Annotated in this window: 15 protein-coding genes; 5 read left to right on the forward strand and 10 right to left on the reverse strand. The window is 40.7% G+C overall.

Going from position 1 to position 19,232, the window contains the following annotated elements; genetic code table 11:
- Nucleotides 1–309: hypothetical protein (locus BLR53_RS15100; RefSeq protein WP_143007891.1), on the reverse strand; the 309-nt coding region annotated here is incomplete at its 3' end.
- A 1,006-nt stretch (nt 310–1,315) separates the two neighbouring features.
- Here BLR53_RS15100 and BLR53_RS19985 point away from each other — a divergent pair.
- Together BLR53_RS19985 and BLR53_RS15110 are read left to right on the forward strand one after the other, a co-directional pair.
- A complete protein-coding gene (locus tag BLR53_RS19985; protein ID WP_157282901.1) occupies nt 1,316–1,477 on the forward strand; it encodes a hypothetical protein in 162 nt (53 codons plus the stop codon).
- 54 nt (nt 1,478–1,531) lie between these two features.
- Nucleotides 1,532–3,781, forward strand: coding sequence for an ATP-binding protein (locus BLR53_RS15110; protein ID WP_074590888.1), 2,250 nt, complete (start codon nt 1,532–1,534; stop codon nt 3,779–3,781).
- A 193-nt stretch (nt 3,782–3,974) separates the two neighbouring features.
- Here BLR53_RS15110 and hxsC read toward each other — a convergent pair whose 3' ends face one another.
- Genes hxsC through BLR53_RS15130 form a run of 4 tightly spaced genes read right to left on the reverse strand, consistent with a single transcriptional unit; the run spans nt 3,975 to nt 7,655 of the window.
- Nucleotides 3,975–5,102, reverse strand: coding sequence for a His-Xaa-Ser system radical SAM maturase HxsC (gene hxsC / locus BLR53_RS15115; protein ID WP_074590890.1), 1,128 nt, complete (start codon nt 5,100–5,102; stop codon nt 3,975–3,977).
- Nucleotides 5,102–6,598, reverse strand: coding sequence for a His-Xaa-Ser system radical SAM maturase HxsB (hxsB, locus tag BLR53_RS15120; RefSeq protein WP_083332093.1), 1,497 nt, complete (start codon nt 6,596–6,598; stop codon nt 5,102–5,104). Before hxsB ends, hxsC begins: the two co-directional genes overlap by 1 nt.
- A 6-nt stretch (nt 6,599–6,604) precedes the next feature.
- Nucleotides 6,605–6,967 (reverse strand): His-Xaa-Ser system protein HxsD, encoded by a 363-nt coding sequence (gene hxsD / locus BLR53_RS15125; protein ID WP_074590893.1) that lies wholly within the window; start codon nt 6,965–6,967, stop codon nt 6,605–6,607.
- Nucleotides 6,948–7,655 (reverse strand): peptidoglycan-binding domain-containing protein, encoded by a 708-nt coding sequence (locus tag BLR53_RS15130; RefSeq protein ID WP_074590895.1) that lies wholly within the window; start codon nt 7,653–7,655, stop codon nt 6,948–6,950. Before BLR53_RS15130 ends, hxsD begins: the two co-directional genes overlap by 20 nt.
- A gap of 848 nt (nt 7,656–8,503) precedes the next feature.
- On the opposite strand from BLR53_RS15130, the gene BLR53_RS15135 reads away from it, so the two are divergent.
- Nucleotides 8,504–9,073, forward strand: coding sequence for a hypothetical protein (locus BLR53_RS15135; RefSeq protein ID WP_074590897.1), 570 nt, complete (start codon nt 8,504–8,506; stop codon nt 9,071–9,073).
- Nucleotides 9,074–9,277: 204 nt separating this feature from the next.
- Here the strand turns inward: BLR53_RS15135 and BLR53_RS15140 are convergent, their stop codons facing one another.
- The 5 genes from BLR53_RS15140 to BLR53_RS19820 form a co-directional block, all read right to left on the reverse strand.
- Nucleotides 9,278–10,642: a DUF3526 domain-containing protein gene (locus BLR53_RS15140; protein ID WP_074590900.1), complete on the reverse strand. Its 1,365-nt coding sequence runs from the start codon at nt 10,640–10,642 to the stop codon at nt 9,278–9,280.
- A gap of 3 nt (nt 10,643–10,645) precedes the next feature.
- On the reverse strand, nt 10,646–12,091 hold the full coding sequence (locus BLR53_RS15145) for an ABC transporter permease (RefSeq protein WP_074590902.1): 1,446 nt from the start codon (nt 12,089–12,091) through the stop codon (nt 10,646–10,648).
- Nucleotides 12,091–14,613 (reverse strand): TonB-dependent receptor, encoded by a 2,523-nt coding sequence (locus BLR53_RS15150; protein ID WP_083332094.1) that lies wholly within the window; start codon nt 14,611–14,613, stop codon nt 12,091–12,093. The genes BLR53_RS15145 and BLR53_RS15150 overlap by 1 nt, the downstream gene beginning before the upstream one ends.
- A 5-nt stretch (nt 14,614–14,618) precedes the next feature.
- Entirely contained in the window at nt 14,619–15,314 is a 696-nt protein-coding gene (locus BLR53_RS15155) for an ABC transporter ATP-binding protein (RefSeq protein ID WP_074590904.1), read from the reverse strand.
- Between the two features lie 118 nt (nt 15,315–15,432).
- The gene (locus tag BLR53_RS19820) at nt 15,433–15,801 is read right to left on the reverse strand and encodes a hypothetical protein (RefSeq protein WP_037441509.1); all 369 of its coding nucleotides are present in this window, start codon (nt 15,799–15,801) and stop codon (nt 15,433–15,435) included.
- A 534-nt stretch (nt 15,802–16,335) separates the two neighbouring features.
- Here BLR53_RS19820 and BLR53_RS15165 point away from each other — a divergent pair.
- A complete protein-coding gene (locus tag BLR53_RS15165) occupies nt 16,336–16,557 on the forward strand; it encodes a hypothetical protein (RefSeq protein ID WP_074590909.1) in 222 nt (73 codons plus the stop codon).
- A gap of 169 nt (nt 16,558–16,726) precedes the next feature.
- Nucleotides 16,727–18,943: an ATP-binding protein gene (locus BLR53_RS15170; protein WP_074590911.1), complete on the forward strand. Its 2,217-nt coding sequence runs from the start codon at nt 16,727–16,729 to the stop codon at nt 18,941–18,943.
- The last annotated feature ends 289 nt before the right edge of the window (nt 18,944–19,232 follow it).

Genomic DNA, 19,232 nt, shown 5'->3' on the forward strand with positions numbered 1-19,232 from the left:
GTTTCGTATGGTACTCCTTGAGCTGATATTGTATACGATAACGGCTTCCTTTATACTCATCCCCCCATGGATAGCTCGAACAATCGATCGTTTTTCTGCAGTACTGTGAAGCTTGCGTTTATGCAAAATTGAACTGTACTTGTCCAACCACATCCCAAGGGTTTCTCCGGTCATTTTATAAGTCTTTATCAGATCCCTCCGGGGCGTCCCTTCTTCGGCCAGCTTAACAACATGAGCGATCAGTCGCTTGTCAAACTTCTGATTTTTACTCGTTCTTTCTGAGTAGAACAACTCTTCTTCTCTTTCCATACACTGTTTTATAGTGTATAGCTTTTTCAGGAATGGACATTTTTCTCAATACTACACAATAAATTTCGGGCTAACAATGGGCTAAGGATAGGTTAACTATAGTGAAAAATTGGGGTAACTAAGAACAAGACCCGAACAAGACCCGAGCAAGACTCACACTTCAGTAAACAACCATCACCCGACCCTTAACTAATCCTTGTTTTACTAAACTCAGCACTCCAAATCCCTAAATGTGTGCCCTTATGAGTAAACTTACCTACCTTCGGGTCGACCTCGGGTGAACCTCAGGTCGACTTCAGCAGATCTCCCGGTTTCCGTCAAACAACACCAGAAACAAACTAAATCAAGACCAAAACATAACACAATCTCCTCGGGTTCTAATGCAGTCACACCTGATATTCTTAGTCAAAATCCCATAGTGAGCCCAATGTAATCCACCATCTTGTGTGTTCACTGTGGGTACGTGTGGGCTTCTTGTAGGTGTGTTGTGGGGTTCAGTCGAACAAGATTAAAAGAAAAGTCAAACGAGACCCGCACAAGATATGACCAGAACCTTGAGCTTATCACGTCGGCCCCCCAAAAACAAAAACTCTTTACACCGTTCTTCCTATCAGTCTTCCCGGACTGCCTCATCCTGAAATAACCCCCAAAAAAACAAAAACTCTTTACACCGTTCTTCCTATCAGTCTTCCCGGACTGCCTCATCCTGAAATAACCCCCAAAAAAACAAAAACTCTTTACACCGTTCTTCCTATCAGTCTTCCCGGACTGCCTCATCCTGAAATAACCCCCAAAAAAACAAAAACTCTTTACACCGTTCTTCCTATCAGTCTTCCCGGACTGCCTCATCCTGAAATAACCCCCAAAAAAACAAAAACTCTTTACACCGTTCTTCCTATCAGTCTTCCCATCAATCTCCCGTATAGAAACATGTCGCCATTATTTTACTTCTAAGTCTGAACTCGTAAAATTGCCACCCAACCATGGTGTACACGCCTAAAAAATCATGAAAACCTTACAGGCGAAGGCATCAGCTGCGGCGAAGCAAGCAGGTGCCGGCCGAGCTGTTAAGGTTCATGATTTTTTAAAAGAAAAACCGTTGCGCAATCTAAAATTGTTGAGACTTATCGAAAATAATTTAAACATTCTGCGTTTTATTGGGTTTTAAACTTCTACCCTAATTCCGCGAACCCCGGAATTTCATAAGAGCCTAAGAAAATAAATGTCAGAATTCCAGATCGACCTCAGCAATTGCGATAAAGAACCTATACACATTCCGGGAGCGATACAGAGCCATGGCTTTTTGCTTGTGATTGATCAGCAGATGAAGGTCAGGTTTCAGAGTGAGGGGCTTAATAACTTCATTCCAGACGTAAATCCTAATTTATTGGACCAGTTTATTGAGGTTTTAGAACCGAAACTAGGGTTGGAACCGGGGTTTATTGCTCAGCTCATAAAAATCGGGAAGCAGAACAACTTCGAAAATATAAACCCTTATACCGTCAATTTAGGTGATGGGCATTACTATCTGATTATTTCTATTTCCGCAGACTATTATATGCTGGAGTTTGAACCAGTTGCTGCTGACAGTGAGCCAAATCTGCAAAATATGGTTGGTAGTTCGGTGTCAGAGATGCTTGCAGATAAAAATTTGAAGGTTTTGCTCGATAATAGCGCAAAACAAGTTAAAAAGATCATCAACTATGACCGGGTGATGATTTACCGGTTTGCAAGTGACGGGCATGGTGAAGTTGTGGCGGAAGCAAAAAATGATGATCTGGACCCTTGGGTCGGTTTGCATTATCCGGCAGCTGATATTCCAAAACAGGCACGTGAGTTATATAAATTGAATTTAACCCGGCTTATTGCCGATGTGGATGCCGTCCCATTTAAAATTACGGCAGATTCTGCTAAGAGGCCTCCGCTAGACCTAACGTATTCTCAATTGAGGGCAGTGTCACCAATCCATATTCAGTATCTCAAAAATATGGGTGTAGCTTCTAGTTTTAGTATTTCACTGATCTATAAAGGAGAATTATGGGGATTGATTGCCTGCCATAATTATACAACTAAATTTATTAGTTATAAATCCAGGACTTATGCACAGCTAATCGGCCAGATTCTTTCCTCAGCCCTGGAATTCAGGCAGGATGAAGAAAACGAGTTTATCAATAAAAGTTTTAGTACAAGCCTTGAAAAAATAACCAAGCTTTTACAGGAAAACGAATTCGTGGAAGATGCACTTACGCAGGGGCGCACAATGATTCTTAGTCTTACACATGCCGAAGGTGTTGTCGTTAATTATAATCAGAAACAAACTAAAATAGGGCGGTTACCGACAGATGATCAGCTTCGAAGACTATTAGAATGGGCGAAAGACACAATTATCGATTCTATATACTATACGGATAACTTAAGTGCGGTTTATCCTCCCGCAGCTGATTTTATTGACGTCGGCAGTGGTATATTGATATGTACTCTTTCCAGAGAGCTCAGGGAATTTATGATTTGGTTTAAACCCGAGAAATTGCAGATGGTCAAATGGGCTGGCGATCCGCAGAAGCCTGTTGAGTTTGATCCTAAAGGTCTGAGTGTAATTTCACCCAGAAATTCATTTGCAGTCTGGACGCAGGAAGTAACCGGCAAATCGGAAAGCTGGATGCAGGAAGAAATCAATTCGGTGATCAAACTGCGGGATGAGATTATCTACGTGGTAAATCAGAAGGCTGGTGCATTGAGATTACTGAATGAAAGGCTCAAAGATGCTTATGCAGAACTGGATACTTTCTCCTATACAATTTCGCACGATCTTAAAAATCCGCTGGCCGTTATTAAGAGTTATACGCAATTGGCCAAAAAAGATAAAAATATTAGTCCTCTGACTCAAAATTTTTTGTCGCGGGTGGAAGATAAAGCTAACCGGATGACTGACATGATCAGTGAAATTCTTGAATATTCGCGTATAGGAAGAATAGAACTTGAGTTTCAACCGGTGTATACCGGGCAATTGATAGATGATCTTATCAAAGACCTGACATTTGTTTATAAAGATCTTGATCTTGAATTTATTGTTGGCGATACTCCGGAGATATCAGGCGATCCGACGATGCTCTCCCAGGTATTTGCAAATCTAATCAGTAATGCGGTAAAGTATAGTCAGCATGCCAAACCGGCCCAGGTTCGCATCTCAGGGACATCTAATGCTAAAGAAACTACTTATGCTATTTCCGATAACGGAATGGGGATTGCTGCGCATGATATTCCGAAAATATTTGAGCTGTTTAACCGGCTCGATAGCGCTAAAGATATTGAAGGTTCTGGGGTAGGCCTGGCGATTGTAAGCCGGATTATTGCTAAACATAACGGACGTATTACCGTGGAAAGTGAGCTCGGCAAGGGATCAACTTTTACTATAGTATTTGCAAATGCTGAAACTGCAGCTGACCCGGAAATTATTATTGGCGATGTGTAAGGGGGTGGTTGCTGAAAGGGCAAAAAAAAGATAAAAACTATAGCAGTCTCGGCTCGCACCTGCTTGCTTCGCGCGCAGCTGATGCCTTCGTCTGTAAGTTTTCATCTTTTTTTTGCGCCAGGTATTCATCATTTGTCCGGTTAGAGGTAGGGGGTGAGGAAATAGGGTAAAAAAAAGATAAAGTTCTGGTCAATTAAAGTGACTGAATAAAAGAGCTGTGTTTTTTTTCAGCCGATTTAAACAGACCGCCACATTTATCCAGAACGCGACACGCGGTACATTCTGGCAAATAGATGTTTTTCCAATCGGATATTGAATTGCGGCTATACGACCATAATTGTTCAGGCATCAGACATAGTTGGCTGTTGTAAATGGAAACATTCATGTCCTTTGAGGATAGAAACGTTACGGCGTCCTCCAGTTCTGCCATGTAATTTACGGGGTCAATCCATAGTTTTTCGATATTATGTGGTGTATATCCCTGATACTCCAGTCCCATAAACGCAATATGTTCAACAAAAGGAAGATTTTTATAGATAAACCGGGCAAGTTTGCCGAGCCTTGGGATTGTGAGGTTATGGAGAACAATCCGAATCTCAATTCTTACATCTTCTGCTGCGAGGTGATATAATCCAAGCATTGTCTGTTCAAAAGCCCCCTCGGCTTGTACAATATAGTCGTGCTGGGGAGCATAATCACTATACAATGGAATGCCAAGTACCAACCTGTCCATTTTCATCAAACCAAGTTTTTTTGCAAAAGTTTTCCAGGCAAATGTACGGCCATTCGTTAGACAATGGACTTCGGTATCTGGAAGTTCGGTTTTAATTCGGTGCAGAAGGTCGAAGAATAGATTGCCCATTAAGGTTGGTTCGCCCCCGGTAATTCCAAGGTCCGCGCAGTCTTTGGGAATTAAAGGCAAAAGCTGCTGATGGATATTGTGAAGGTAAGGTATATCCTCTCTGTCTTTAGGTGGCTGTGAGCACATCAGACAGTTACTATTGCAACGTTCTGTAACTAGAATTGCATTCTGAAGAGAATTTACCCTGTATAGTGTATTGATAACTCCGTCGGTATTGATAACTACGATATCTCCATCCGATAAGTGATGCAAAAAAGCTGCCTTTTCAATATAGGGAAATCCTTCAATCCCACTAAAAAAATCAGCAGTGCTTATAATGCATTTAAAACCTTTAAGATCGGAAGTCAAGTCTTCAGAAATCAAAATGTGATCCTTGCCGGTACATAGCTTGTCTCTTGTGATTTTACCAATAATAGGTATATCGATATTTAAAGCTTTGCCTCTGGTTTTAAGTTCCATTAGTTTCTGATCCAGCTATGAAAGACATTCAATATTCTCTTGTCTGAGTCGATTAACTCAAATAAATGTCGGATAATGTTCATGTTTTTATGGCAGAACACACTGCTTGGCCGATGCCCGATAAGATTTCCCTGAGTAGTGTAACTCTGTACTGGATCGGCACCACAATACGGCTGAAAAGCACAGTCACTGCAGCCTGGAAGGGCTTCGTTGATTCCGGCATTTAGAAACTCCATGGCTTTATCGCCATAAAAAATATCATTATAATTCGCAGTATTAAGATGTCCAAGCTGAAAGGTATAGTCCTTCATTTCGGCGAGCATTCTCGCCTCATCGCTAGCGTAGATATGTCCATCATAATTGAATACGATAACATTATTGATCAGACCTGCTGGTGATTGCAGATCTACGTATCCGACCGGAAAAGGACTTAGGATCTTTTTCAATATGATTGAAGCATAATCCTCTCTAAAAAAATTACCCTCAAGATTATAATCAATAATCTTAGCTAATCCTTTTTTATAGAAATCCAGAAAAAGTTGGGTATCGTACTTATTCTTTTTCGCATTCTTGGTGGCGAATCCATACGGACTTATTGGGCGGAGAAAAATACTGTTGAATCCTCTGTCGATATATTCCTGAACAATCTCATTCGGGTATGCCAGGGATAGTGCAGATGTAGTGGTGAGAGCAGACACACCGTCATTGCCAAGTATTTCCCTGCATAATGCAATCCCGTTTAAAGCAAGGCTATAGCTGTCATTACCTTTTTTATGTCTGTTACTGTTGTGTATGAATTCCGGGCCATCAAGCGAGGTTGAAATTATAATATTATGCTCCTTACAAAAAAGCAGCATCTCCCTGGTGACTGGTGCGAGGTTAGTACAGATAACAAAAGTAATCTGTTTACCGATTTGGAATGCGTCGTCAGATGCTTTTTTTACAGCATAAACAATTTGGTCAAATGCTAACAATGCCTCTCCACCTTGAAACTCCATCGTCACGTGCGGGTTAGGTGACTGCATCATCAGTGCTATGCCGCTATCAATGTGAGCGCGATGCATATCAAAGGAATTTTTGTCTTCACTTACCCTAGACACCTGGCAATAGTGGCACGTATGCTCGCAACGAAGTGTTATTACGAAAATATGGAGCGCCGTAAAGTGATCAAGAAAAGATTTTTTTGTCCGGTATCGTGTTGCCATAACTTCAATCAAATAAGGAATTGAAGAATCCGAGATGAAAAAATCAGCACTTAAATCTGCATACAACTCAAGATCATTAACGGAGTCAATCTCATGTTTCACAATCCTTTCTGCGGTTCCTTTATCAACAAGCAGAAAGTCGCCTAACTCATTTACCAACACTTCTCTGGTATTGTTTAGTGAAATAAAACGAAATGGTAGCAGATGATACCTTGCCTGTTTTTTGTAGTGGCTTATATCGTTGAACTTTCTTGAATGTTTTTTAGGATTTGTAACGGGGAGTGTTATCATTTCTGTTTAGAGCTTAAAACCCAGTGGATCGGATACATCATCAAGAGAGAATCCTTCCTGGTTCTCCTCGAAATTTGCGAAAGCTTTTGCAACAATAAGTTCTCTAATGATTTTCGTCTGATGATTTACAGTTTCTCTTATAGAGAAATCATTGAGATCCTGAGCGATTTTTGCTACGAGAGCAGTTTCATCATACTTTTGATCCGTGTTATAGACTAGTGATACCTCTATAAAGCGATCATCCAAAAAATTAAAATCAACAAAAAACTCTGCAGTATACCAATAAAAACATTTTTGGATAACCTCTTTTGAAAATATCCAGGTGTCAATAGTGAAGTAAACTTTATCGTTATCGAATCTTGTTTTCATATCTGGTTTTTATTTCGTCAAAAATCAACTTTGTAACCCGGCCATCTGGTTTGAACTCATTCACAGTTTGGAATTTTTTTATTGCCACTTCAGTCTGTGGCCCAAAGTAACTTGTCTGTGGAACGTCCAATCCCAGGGTCTTCAAATATTGTTGAAGCTTTAGAACATCATCGCCTTCACATCCCAGATACATGACTCTATACCAAATGCTTTTGGGTGAAATTAATGTGTTCATTGAGCTGCCTGGAGTTGAACTATTTCCGGAATAGGCTCGTGTCGTGCTCCCGGTTGAACTTCTTGCGGAGCCGGCGCTGGAAGAACTATTACTTGAACCGGATGATGGGGAAGTTGGCGTATATGTCGGTCTTGGGGCGGCGTAGCTGGAGCTTGAAGAAGATGAATAGTGAGATGAATGGGAGCTATGTGATCTGTGTGAGCTGTGCGAACGGTGAGATGTATGCATAAAAAGAATACTCTTCATTGGATCATTAGCCAATAATTTTAAAGTAAGTTTTGGTTTCAACTCATTTTTGGAAATATCAATGTGATCCATTTCGAATTGTTTACTTAGATCTGCTGAAGGAAGAATACTTGCTTCAGCTTGATTGCCAGATAAAGAAGCCATTGAGGCTGTAATAACTGCAAATGTTTTTTTTGCAAGATCGAATAACCCTTTTTTATGTTTCATATCATTAAAGAATATATTCCCAATTAGTTATAACACCCCAGGGATTTACCCCCCGATAAGCCTATCGGCAAATTAGTAGCTGATGGCAGTATGTTTGAGCTATGAGAGTTGGTTAATTATTATGACAAAATAAGCATTAATCACGCATTAACAAATTTTCAATAAAAACTGCTGGTGCTAATTGTAACCTTAGCTTTTTAAGAGTTTCGTCATATGAAGGCTTTATTATTTCTTTTGAAAAGTAAATCTCATCTTGGGTGTACTCCCGGAAAAAGAGGGGAATACTTGGTACAAAAAAAGATGAAAACTTACAGACGAAGGCATCAGCTGCGCGCGAAGCAAGCAGGTGCCAGCCAAGACTGCTATAGTTTTTATCTTTTTTTTGCTCTGGGGTTTAATTTATGTCCGGTTGTGAGTTGAGGGCAAGTTTATCGATTGATGTTCAGTTGATTGTTTTCTGCAGAATTAACCTTGTGAAAAAATATCATTCCTGAATATTACGCTGTGATTGATAGTTTTTCGATACGTGATATAATTTTTTTTTCTGGTGGTGTTCGTGGTGTTAGGATAGGGGATCTTTAATCATCTGATCTTGATCTTCCTGCTAAAGTGGTTCTTTCACACTTTTGGTAGTCAGCATGATATTTCTAATTTCATTTAGCCTGGTTAAGTTATCCGTTAAAAGAGCTTCAAATTAGATGGTAAGTAAATTAAATTCCGGGGCTGCAAACGCAACGTTAAATTTTAATTAACATCCACCGTAGGATAATTCTTAAATTTTCTTCTAAATTAGAAAACGGGTCGTTTGTATTCTGTGGATTAAATGACGATAAACAGGCCTCTATACAATGAAAAAAATAGCTAAAGCGCAATTAAGGGATTATTTTATTTTGACAGCGAGGATATGGTTGGCCTTAATATTATTACAATATGGCTACTCTAAACTCATCGACGGACAATTTGGAGTAACTAAGGCGACGCTGGATTTGCCATTAAAAGAAGTTGGATTATTCAATCTGTCCTGGTATTTGGCAGATCATGAGCCGTTCAAATCGTTTATAGGAATTTCTCAAATAATAGCGGCACTTTTACTTATTTATAATCGTACTGTGATTTTGGGTGCATTGATGGCGATTCCAATTTGGATAAATATTCTTATGTGGGATATGACATTTATGGGGCTTTATACTCCGTTTACGATAAGGATTCCGTTTTATATACTATTAACTTTTTTGATTCTATGGCATTATAAAGACAAAGTTTTACCCGCGATTCAAAATTTTATTAGTGGCACAACAACGAGATTTAAGTACCCCATTTGGGCATATTTACTTTTGCCTGTTTTTGGCTTATTTCTGGAATTAGCAGGTGGAATTCCTATTGCCTTGGTTAACCTAATCAAGCAGCTAATTAAATAACATTTATCTGCACTGCATTCCGGCTTTTAGTTATCACAGTTTGAGTTTATAGGTCTGATCATATTTGTCTATCTGATCCCTGGGCGAAAAAAAAGATGAAAACTTACAGACGAAGGCATCAGCTGCGCGCGCAGCAAGCAGGTGCCAGCCGAGACTGCTATAGTTTTTATCTTTTTTTTCGGAAGGTTAAAGAGTAAGATCTCCTTATTTCAATTGGTTTATCTTTTTTAAGTTAGTCATGGCAATCAGGGTCAGCATACTGGTAATTACCAGAAGCGATAGCAACCTATGCCAGCCATAGACTTTCACCGCTTCAAAATTTTTAAGTCCGATGGAATTAATATTCGTCGAACTGATATCCTGATTTTGAAAGATTGCAGGGTAAAAATGTAGCCTGATCTGTTCATGATATTGTCTTACGGCCTGTTGAAATCCCAGATGCGTAGTTAAGTCTGAACCAGCCAGTTCGTTGATACCCAGCTGCACCTGAATAGCGGGGAAGAATAAAGCCGCAATATTCGTGAAATACTGCCTTTCGGCTAATTTCTTTTGAACTGCAGCGCGGCTTTCCAGCGCCTGGTCATCACCCATTTGCTGCATTCCATAGTACCAGTACCAGCTGAAGGTGAGGTCCTTTGGAAAGGGATATTTTTTTAGCTGGGGATAATGTTCGAAAAAAGGCTTCATGGTTACGTCTTTTGGCATATCCCATTTTTCATGGTAGCCCTCACGTTGATTTATGACATTTTGCAGTGCCTCCGGAACTGCATAACGCTGGGTAAGTATAAGGTTTAAGGATGCAGGAATAACAATACACATCAATACCCAAACCGCAACAAGTGCCGAAGCATTGAAGTTGGAATTTTTACCCAATGAGATGAAGAAGAACGATATGGCGAACCAAAAAAACAGGTAAATTGCAATGAAAGATAACACAGCAAAGAATGTTTGATCTACGGGTAACTGGAGATAAAATATAGCTACAGCAAGCAGCAGGAATGCAACACCAAATATGGCTGCCATCCGTACCAGCAACTTCTGCCAGAGAACCTTGGTTACCTGGTTGGTCTGTGACTTTAACAGCGACCAGATACCACTTTCCCTTTGTTCAGAGAGCAGATTATAAGTGAATGCTATAATAACTAGTGGAAATAAATAAATAAATACAAAGCTCAGGTCCATATTACCGAAAAGCATACTTACCGGATTGCTAATATCCGTATCGTAAAGCTGCCCTTCCAGGGTGAGCATAGTCACAGATATCAGGTAGGGATTAATGTCCCGCTGCCCGTTAGCAAATGCTGCCCAAGGTTCGGGAACATTGGCCACCGAAAATTTATTATGGAAGAAAACCAGACCGATGTCTTTCCCAAAATGGTCTATATTGTTAAGTGTATTTTTTGTTTGTAATTCTGCAGCCTTCTCTATAACCACTTTTTGATTGGCTATGAAACTTTTACCGAAATATAAACCAGAGAGACCTGTAATTATTAAAACCGCAATTCCTATCCAGGCAGAACTGCCTCTAAAGAAAAGTTTAAACTCTAAATGATAAGTGCTATTTTTCATAAATTATATCGTTTTAATCCATTTAGAAATGTACTGAAGCAATCCCACGGTAATTAAAAGCCAGAGGGATAGTGACGCCAATGGAAAAAACTGTTCAGTTGTCATATTGCCGACAGTATGGAAGTGGTAATTGAAATCAGGCTGTTCAGCCCAGTTAGATCTGCTGATAGACAATGGTTTGCCGTTTTCTCCGGGAGAAATGTTACTTATATTGTCAATCTGAAGTTTGTTCATCTTTTGCGCAAGCTCGTATCTGTACGCTTCTGCCTGATTCTGAAAATCTATGAACGTATTAAAATCAGATGCCGTTAGCGCCATTGAAAGCTGCTTCAATGATAAATACGGGTTAAGCAATCCCATAAAACCGGTAATACTATTTTGTTTTTCGAAGATCTTGTTTAAATCTTTTTGATGCTTACTATAAATATCTGAGGTGATTTTTTCTCCTTCAGCCATTATATATCCGCCATAATTGAAGGGAAGTTTCTTAACATCATCTACGCCATGAACTTTGAGTAAGGAATCTTTAATAGCCGCATAATGTGCGTCATTTGGGTCATGACTGTCACCTTGCCTGCTGATATCTTCCGCAATGGAGTCGGCAAACTCAATCTTCGATGGAGCCGGATAAATCCTGCTGCCAATAGCCTGGGTAATCCTAGGCATAATAACCATGAAAAATATCCAGCAGGCCAGTAATGTGGTTAAAGCACTTTTTGAGCTGAGTTGGAAGGCAGACACCAGCACAGTAATGGCTGATATAACAAAGAAGTAGACTGAATAACCAGCGATGAGAATCGCTAGCCGCAGGGAAGAATCTGTGCTGATATTCCAGTCGCTCAATGATGCCCAGAGGAAAATGGTTAACAAAATAAGCGGAATGAAAATGGATAAACAAACACCGATAATCCCCAGTGTTTTTCCCCAGAGAAGTTTTCTCCAACTTACATTCTGACAAAGCAAAATTTTGAGCGTCCCGGATTCCCGCTCTGCAGATATACTATTGTAGCCGAGAAAGAAAATTAATAAGGGGACTAAGAGTTGTAGAACCATAGCCACGCTAATTTCGCCAAATCGCAGCATGCCATTTGAAAATCCGGCTTCACTAAAGTTCACTGTATTTTGTTTATGTGCCTCCAGAAATACTGAAACACCTGCAAAGCTTTCAATTCCGAAATCGAAGAAACTCAGCTCATGTTTTTCCCGGAAGGCGAGATAACCGTAATGAGCCATCCTATGCGGATGCTTGTCTGGTTTCGCTAACCATTGGTCCCGTACCATTTGCTTGTAGTGTATGCGCTGATCGTTCTGCGACTTGAAATTCTGCCAGCCCACATAAGTTGCCAGGACTAGTGACAAACCCAATAAAAAAGTAAGCGCAAGCGCCGCTTTATTGCTGTAGGTGGCTTTATATGTTTGTTTGGCGATAGTAAGGATTATACTCGTCATTATATGCTGTAGGTTACGTTAAACATTACATTTCTTGGTGTGCCTGGAAAAAGACGCAGATAGTTTTGTGCACCGACCCAATAAGTTTTATTCAGCACGTTATTCATATTCATGGACAGCTGTACCTTCGAGGCGGCAGGAGAATAGTATATCGCTGCATCAACCACTGTATACGCCGGAAGTATGAAATCCCTGATATACAGCGGCAATTTGTCTCCGCTATATTGTATGCCGGCTCCGAAACCAATTCCTTTGAATTTTGCAGAATTCAGGTTATAACGTGTCCAGACACTAGCGCTATGTTGGGGTGTGTTTTGCACGCGGTCGCCGACAATCTCGGGGTTGAGGTCTTGTGTTACCCTGGCATCAACATAACTATAGCCGGCATTGAATTGCCAGTTGCGGTGGATAAATCCAGATGCTTCCAGTTCGACACCCCTGCTTCGTTGTGCCCCGCGTTCTATTAGCCGGTTTACATCTAAAGGATCATTTGCATTCATTAACAGATTTTTCTGGTTGATTTCAAAAACTGAGACGTTGACCATCAGTTTTCCGCTTAACCATTCAGATTTAGCACCAACTTCTTTCAGGTCGCTTTCCAGGGGTTTGAAATTTGACCCCGACGGGGGAGGAACGATAACCAGGCTAGATGTATTACCCTGCGGCTGGTAACCCTGGAGGTAGGTTCCATAGACATTGATTCTACTGTTTAATGCATAAGTAATTCCAAATCTGGGTAAGAGCTTCTGCTGGCTAATCCTTCTCTCTGTATTAAGTTTATAATTACTATAGTCTTCATACCATTCCTGTCTGAGGCCCACTGTTAAAGTAATTTTGCGGTATTTGATCTGATCCTGAAGATAAATGCCATTTACCAGGTAGAAAGCAGGTGCGATCTCTAACTTTGAGAAAGTATAATCACTCAGATTTTTGACCGTATAGGATGGATTTTCCAAATTGAAATGGGAGACATTAGGAACGGGAGCAGTAATGCCGTTGAACGTGCTGAACTGATACAGATCTTTTTTGTTCACATCATAACGTGCAGCTATGCTTCCATCTTTAAGGCGATATCCCTGAGCTGTATTTATTCCCCCGCCTCTTAGTTTCTGGGTTGTGATGCGGTCATAGCCGGTAACAACCTGGTGAGACAAACCAAAAGTGCTGGATTGTAGGGTAAAATAGGTGCTCAGATTATCGGTAGTAAATTTTTGCTGGCGTTGGACAGCAATCATACCTGCCAGCGAATTAATTGGGTTATTGTTTTCATCCACAGCAAAGGCATTATTCGTTCGGTGCTCCAGCAGATCTTCATTCCAGTTCTGCTTCATATAAGCGATATTAAAGGAGATGTTCTGATTAAAGCGATGTGCAAAATTTGCCATTAGCATCAGGTCCTGCGTATTGAATTTATCATTGACAGCTCCCATATTGAAACCGATCGGCGTACTATTTAAATTCTGGTGGCCCGGGGTTGCGCCAAAGATTGCCTGGCCACGATCGAGCCTTGAGTCACTGTTGTTCAAAACCATCTCCACATTCAAACTGGTACGGTCATCGGGAATATATGAAAAGGAGGGAGCAATGATATAACCTTTCCTGAACTGCAGATCCCTGAAGCTTTTACTGTTCTCATACCCGACATTCAGGCGGTAAAGCAATGTTTTCTCTTCATTCATTGGGCCTGTAAAATCGAGTGCTGCTCGCATGGTACTGAAACTTCCTCCTGAGATGCTAATCTCTTTACGGTCGTGATTCAAAGGTTTTTTGGTGACAAGATTAATACTCCCCCCAGGATCGACACTGGAAAAGGTGGCACTTGCCGGTCCCTTTATCACTTCAATCCGCTCAAGATTACTGGTTAAAGGTTGGTTAAAATAGTTCTGGCGCGTACGCATCCCATTTATAATGGTGCCTTCTTCATTCTGGTTAATTCCCCGGATGGCAAATTGATTATAAAAACTGCTTTGAGATACTCCCGTTACATTTTTTACTGCATCTGCCAACACAGCTGCCTGCCTGTCGGCAATCAGCTCTTTTGAAATAGAGGAAATGGCCTGAGGTATGTCCTTATTTAAGGTGGCTGTTTTAGTAGCTGAAAAGGAATAATTTCCATAGTATTTTTTACCACTGGTACCGACAATTTCAACGGTTTGTAACTCGTCGTTTGCCATAGCAAGTATAATCGGGTCTAAGGTTAAATGATCTGAATCCTGAATAGGATAAACAATGGAATAGGGTTTATAACCTATTGCGCTAACATTGATATTATAACTGGCTGATTTAGGAAGTACGATCGCAAATAGGCCTGCTGTATCAGTTAAGGCGGTGAGCTGATTACTGCCGCTTCGGAATCTGATCGTAGCTTTTTCAACTGAATGACCTGTTGCACTGGTAACTTTTCCATCTACCTTTATTTGAGTGGATGCTGATATTTGAGCAGATGCTGAAAAACTATTCCCGATTAATATTAATAAACAAAATGCCCGGCCAAAATCACGGATTTTATAGGTCTGATCCATCTTGCTTAAATAGTTTGTAAGTAGAGTTCCTGGAGGTCAGCTGCGGTAATGTCTGCGGCTTTGAGCGTATGGATTAACTCACCTTGTTTCATAATTCCTATATGGGTAGCTAGTGCTACCGCATTGAAAATATCATGTGTAGCCATTAATATCGAACGGCCGTCAGCTGCTAGTTTTTTGACCAGAATGGTGAATTCTGCAGTAGCTTTTGGATCAAGGCCACTGGTGGGCTCATCCATTAAAATGATTTGTGCATTTTTCGCCACAGCAATGGCTATTCCAACTTTCTGTCGCATCCCTTTACTAAAGCCACTGAGCTGCTGTTCATGTGCAGTCGATTGAAGCCCGCATTCTGACAAAAAGCTTATTAGTTGCAAATGGCTATACTCAAATCCGGCGAGCTTAGAGAAATAATTGAGGTTTTCAATGGCGGAGAGGTTTCCATAAAGCATCACTACTTCGGGGATATAAGCAATATATTGTCTGCGCCGCTCATCTGAAGCTGTAACTTCCCGATTGTTAATTAAAATTTTGCCATCCGTAGGCTCAATAAAGCCAAGAAAAAGATTTATGGTAGTCGTTTTTCCTGCTCCATTCTGGCCGAGCAGGCAATAAACCTCTCCAGGATTAACAGTTAAATTGAGTTGGTTAAGCGCTAAATAAGTGCCGTAGTTTTTGGATAACGATATCGCTTGAAGCATAAAAAAAAAGATAATATAAAAGCATCGCTTACCGCTGGCAGCAATACTTAAATACAGTGAAAAGAAGTATGGGGATAATAAGGTACGACCTTATCAGAAATTCACCTTGAATAGTGATTTAAGCCAGATTACTTGGCGGACCTTTATTCGCCGCGGCAAGTATATAGGCCGTGGGATGTGGTGGTAGGTAACTAAAAACAGGCTTTGCCGTTTCCACGGGCGCTAGAACCGGGCTAACAACCGATGGCAAATTATAGAATTGTGATTGGTGTTTTATCACTTCGCAAAGCTTACAATTTACTTTGGCAGAATGAAGCTGTGTATCGCCCTGAGTTTTATCCAGTGCTGATTTGCAAGAACTGAATTGATCCTGACTGTTATGATGATGCAAGCCTTCTATAACCATAGCATTCACAAAAAGTCCCAGCAGCAGAAATGCCAGAAACTGAGACAGTTGTTTTCTATATGGATTAACTTGATTCTTCAATTGCAACAAAGATACTTTTAAAAATGGTTTTTTTAAAGGTTCCTGATCAATTGAACAAAAGTAGGGGGGCTTTAGGGCGAATAAAAAAGATAAAAACTGTAGCAGTCTCGGCTGGCACCTGCTTGCTTCGCGCGCAGCTGATGCCTTCGTCTGTAAGTTTTCATCTTTTTTATTCGCTCCCAGGTCTGTCTGTTGGTTAGGAGGGGGGAGACTTTTAGGGCGAAAAAAAAGATAAAAACTGTAGCAGTCTTGGCTGGCACCTGCTTGCTTAGCGCGCAGCTGATGCCTTCGTCTGTAAGTTTTCATCTTTTTTATTCGCTCCCAGGTCTGTCTGTTGGTTAGGAGGGGGGAGATTATTTTCATTCCTGAATCATTTTTTTTGCAGATTCCAGGCTGGAATCTAATTGGGTTGAGTGTGTTCTCATCGTCAAAGCTAAATTTAAGGTCTATGAAATTATCGGTCTCAGGCTGTAAGATAATTGACTTTATCGCGTTAATGTTTGTAGAAGCCGGTAACGGATTACAATAATAATAATGAATTACAAAATCAGGTTAAAGGATGGCACTACACAAGTTATTCAGATCATCGCCACTACTTTTAAAAAATTGAAAGTATGGAAGCTTTCTTTTTCAGGCGGCAAAGAGATCATGTTATACAAAGTTGGTAACCAATGGCTGCAGCGTACGGAAGATTATTTGGAACAACAATATGTTATCTTGATAGGAGCCTATATAGACGGGCTGGATGCAAAATAATTACATCTTAAATTGACTCCATGAAACTTACATTTTCCTAATGACCGGAAAGAGGTCTTTATTCAGATAACCTATAAATGTTTTCTTGCAAATAACTGATTATTAAATATTTAAATAAAAGTCTAAAGCTGGATTAATAACAGCATATTTGGTAAACCCCAAACCAGACATGACCGACTTTAAGGTTGACCTCAGCAACTGCGCCAGTGAACCAATCCATATTCCCGGGCAAATACAGTCACATGGTTTTTTAATCGCACTTGATCGGCAATATAAGGTTAGCCATTGCAGTGATAACATCTACGAACTATTAAGGGAAACGTGTGCAAAGTTGATCGGATCCCAGCTCCGGTATATAGAACAGCTGATCAGAGGAGATGACCAGCCAGGATTTATCAGAGACCTACTAAATATCGGAAAAATCAACAAAAGCTTTGAACAGATCAATCCTTTCAAGCTAGCTATTAACGGTGAAATCTATTACCTCATCATTTCGGCATCTGCCGACCAATATCTCCTGGAATTTGAAAGCTCAACTTCCGACGCATTGCCTGACGTACAGAAAATGATGGGGCATTCCATTTCTAAAATGTTAGCCGACAAAAATCTTCAGAGTTTATTGGAGAATACCGTTTTACAGGTGAAAAAAACTATCCTTTACGACCGGGTAATGATCTACCGTTTTGCTGAAGACGGACATGGAGAAGTTGTAGCAGAAGCGAAAAATGAAGAATTATCTCCCTGGTTAGGATTGCATTATCCTGCATCCGATATTCCCCAACAGGCAAGAGACTTATACAAATTAAATCTGACCCGGATCATAGCTGATGTGCAGACCACACCAATAAAAATTTCTGCAGCCGCAGATCAGGACCAGCCGCTGGAGTTGACCTATTCACAGCTTAGAGCAGTATCTCCGGTGCATATTCAATATTTGAAAAATATGGGGGTTGCTTCTAGTTTTAGTATCTCTTTATTGTGCAAAGGAGAATTGTGGGGACTAATAGCCTGCCATAATTACACCCCTAAATTTATTGATTTCTTATCCAGAGAATTGTCAAAACTGCTGGGGCAGATATTGTCGTCAGCTTTGGAATTCCGGCAAGAAGAAATACATCAGCAAACCCTGGAAGTTTTTAGCGGCACACTGGATAAACTTACTAAGCAACTCCAGGAAACCGCCAGTATTGAAGAGGCACTAACCAAAGGCCCTGTGACCGTTCTGGATATTGTACATGCCAGTGGAGCGGTTTTAGTCTATGAAAAAAACATCACCAAAATTGGTATTACGCCCGACGACGGGCAGCTTACAGAACTGATCAGCTGGCTAAATCAAAACAACAACCAGCCTTTATATCACCTGACCAAACTTGCGGCTCACTATCCGGCCGCCGATAACTATCGCACCGTTGCAAGCGGAATCATGGTAGTTGTTATTTCTAAAGAATTGGAAGAATACGTAATCTACTTTAAGCCGGAACAACCACAGTTTATTACCTGGGCAGGAAATCCTGAAAAACAGGCGGTAATGGGTGGTAACGGATTGATGCACATTTCACCTAGAAATTCATTTCAGCAGTGGTCACAAACTATACTCTCTACATCACTGGCTTGGAGCCCCGAAGAGATCAACTCTGCACTTCGTTTACAAGAAGAAATCACCTACGCTATTAACCAAAAGGCAGGAGCAATCCGGCTGCTGAATGAGCAGCTGCAACGTGCATACGATGAGCTGGATACTTTCAGTTATACGGTATCTCATGACCTTAAAAACCCTATTGCAGCCATTAAAGCATACGCTCAGCTGGTAGCAAGAAGTCAGGGATTCACAGATCGTGACCGCATGCTCCTTGGACGTATCAATCAGCGTGCAGATCAAATGCACTTGATGATTGTCTCCATACTCGATTATTCAAGAATCGGCCGCTCAGCGTTTAAATATCACAACATTGACGCCCGGGCTTTAATTGAAGACATTGTCAGAGATCAAAGCCTGATCTATGAATCTCAAAATGTCAAAATCACCCTGGGTAGTATGCCTGAGTTGAAGGGTGATCCCATGATGATGCTTCAAATATTTTCAAACTTGATTAGTAATGCAGTCAAATACTCTAAACATGGTCATGCCCCACATGTTCATATCGAAGGAACTGTCAATGATGCTGACATCTGCTACGCCATAAAAGACAACGGACTGGGTATCGCTCCTCATAATTTAAAAAATGTCTTCGGGCTTTTCAGCCGGATGGACAACGTGAAAGATATCGAGGGATCGGGGGTAGGTCTCGCCATCGTTAAACGCGTAGTTGAAAAACACAACGGGCGTATTTGGGTGGAGAGCGAATTAAATAAGGGGTCTGTGTTTTTTGTTAGCTTTAATAAATAGGATTGTATTCTTCAACGCTTTTGCTCACTTATATTCCTGCGATAAACAAATAACCTAGAAGCTAGATTTCCCTGGTTAAAAATCCCTGCAAAAAAAGATAAAAACTATAGCAGTCTCGGCTGGCACCTGCTTGCTTCGCGCGCAGCTGATGCCTTCGTCTGTAAGTTTTCATCTTTTTTATGCATCATGATGCTCACCATTTTCCAGTTGGAATCAAGGGATTAGGACAGAGGTTATTTCAGTTCCTGAATTGAGTGTGTTGCAGATCAGATTGGGGTCTAATTTGAAA

Source organism: Pedobacter antarcticus (genome assembly GCF_900103515.1).
GTDB lineage: Bacteria > Bacteroidota > Bacteroidia > Sphingobacteriales > Sphingobacteriaceae > Pedobacter > Pedobacter antarcticus.

Coding starts and splice junctions, on each gene's coding strand:
- BLR53_RS19985 (WP_157282901.1), top strand. CDS start 1,316: ATGAAAACCTTACAGGCGAAGGCATCAGCTGCGGCGAAGCAAGCAGGT.
- BLR53_RS15110 (WP_074590888.1), top strand. CDS start 1,532: ATGTCAGAATTCCAGATCGACCTCAGCAATTGCGATAAAGAACCTATA.
- hxsC (WP_074590890.1), bottom strand. CDS start 5,102: ATGGAACTTAAAACCAGAGGCAAAGCTTTAAATATCGATATACCTATT.
- hxsB (WP_083332093.1), bottom strand. CDS start 6,598: ATGATAACACTCCCCGTTACAAATCCTAAAAAACATTCAAGAAAGTTC.
- hxsD (WP_074590893.1), bottom strand. CDS start 6,967: ATGAAAACAAGATTCGATAACGATAAAGTTTACTTCACTATTGACACC.
- BLR53_RS15130 (WP_074590895.1), bottom strand. CDS start 7,655: ATGAAACATAAAAAAGGGTTATTCGATCTTGCAAAAAAAACATTTGCA.
- BLR53_RS15135 (WP_074590897.1), top strand. CDS start 8,504: ATGAAAAAAATAGCTAAAGCGCAATTAAGGGATTATTTTATTTTGACA.
- BLR53_RS15140 (WP_074590900.1), bottom strand. CDS start 10,642: ATGAAAAATAGCACTTATCATTTAGAGTTTAAACTTTTCTTTAGAGGC.
- BLR53_RS15145 (WP_074590902.1), bottom strand. CDS start 12,091: ATGACGAGTATAATCCTTACTATCGCCAAACAAACATATAAAGCCACC.
- BLR53_RS15150 (WP_083332094.1), bottom strand. CDS start 14,613: ATGGATCAGACCTATAAAATCCGTGATTTTGGCCGGGCATTTTGTTTA.
- BLR53_RS15155 (WP_074590904.1), bottom strand. CDS start 15,314: ATGCTTCAAGCGATATCGTTATCCAAAAACTACGGCACTTATTTAGCG.
- BLR53_RS15165 (WP_074590909.1), top strand. CDS start 16,336: ATGAATTACAAAATCAGGTTAAAGGATGGCACTACACAAGTTATTCAG.
- BLR53_RS15170 (WP_074590911.1), top strand. CDS start 16,727: ATGACCGACTTTAAGGTTGACCTCAGCAACTGCGCCAGTGAACCAATC.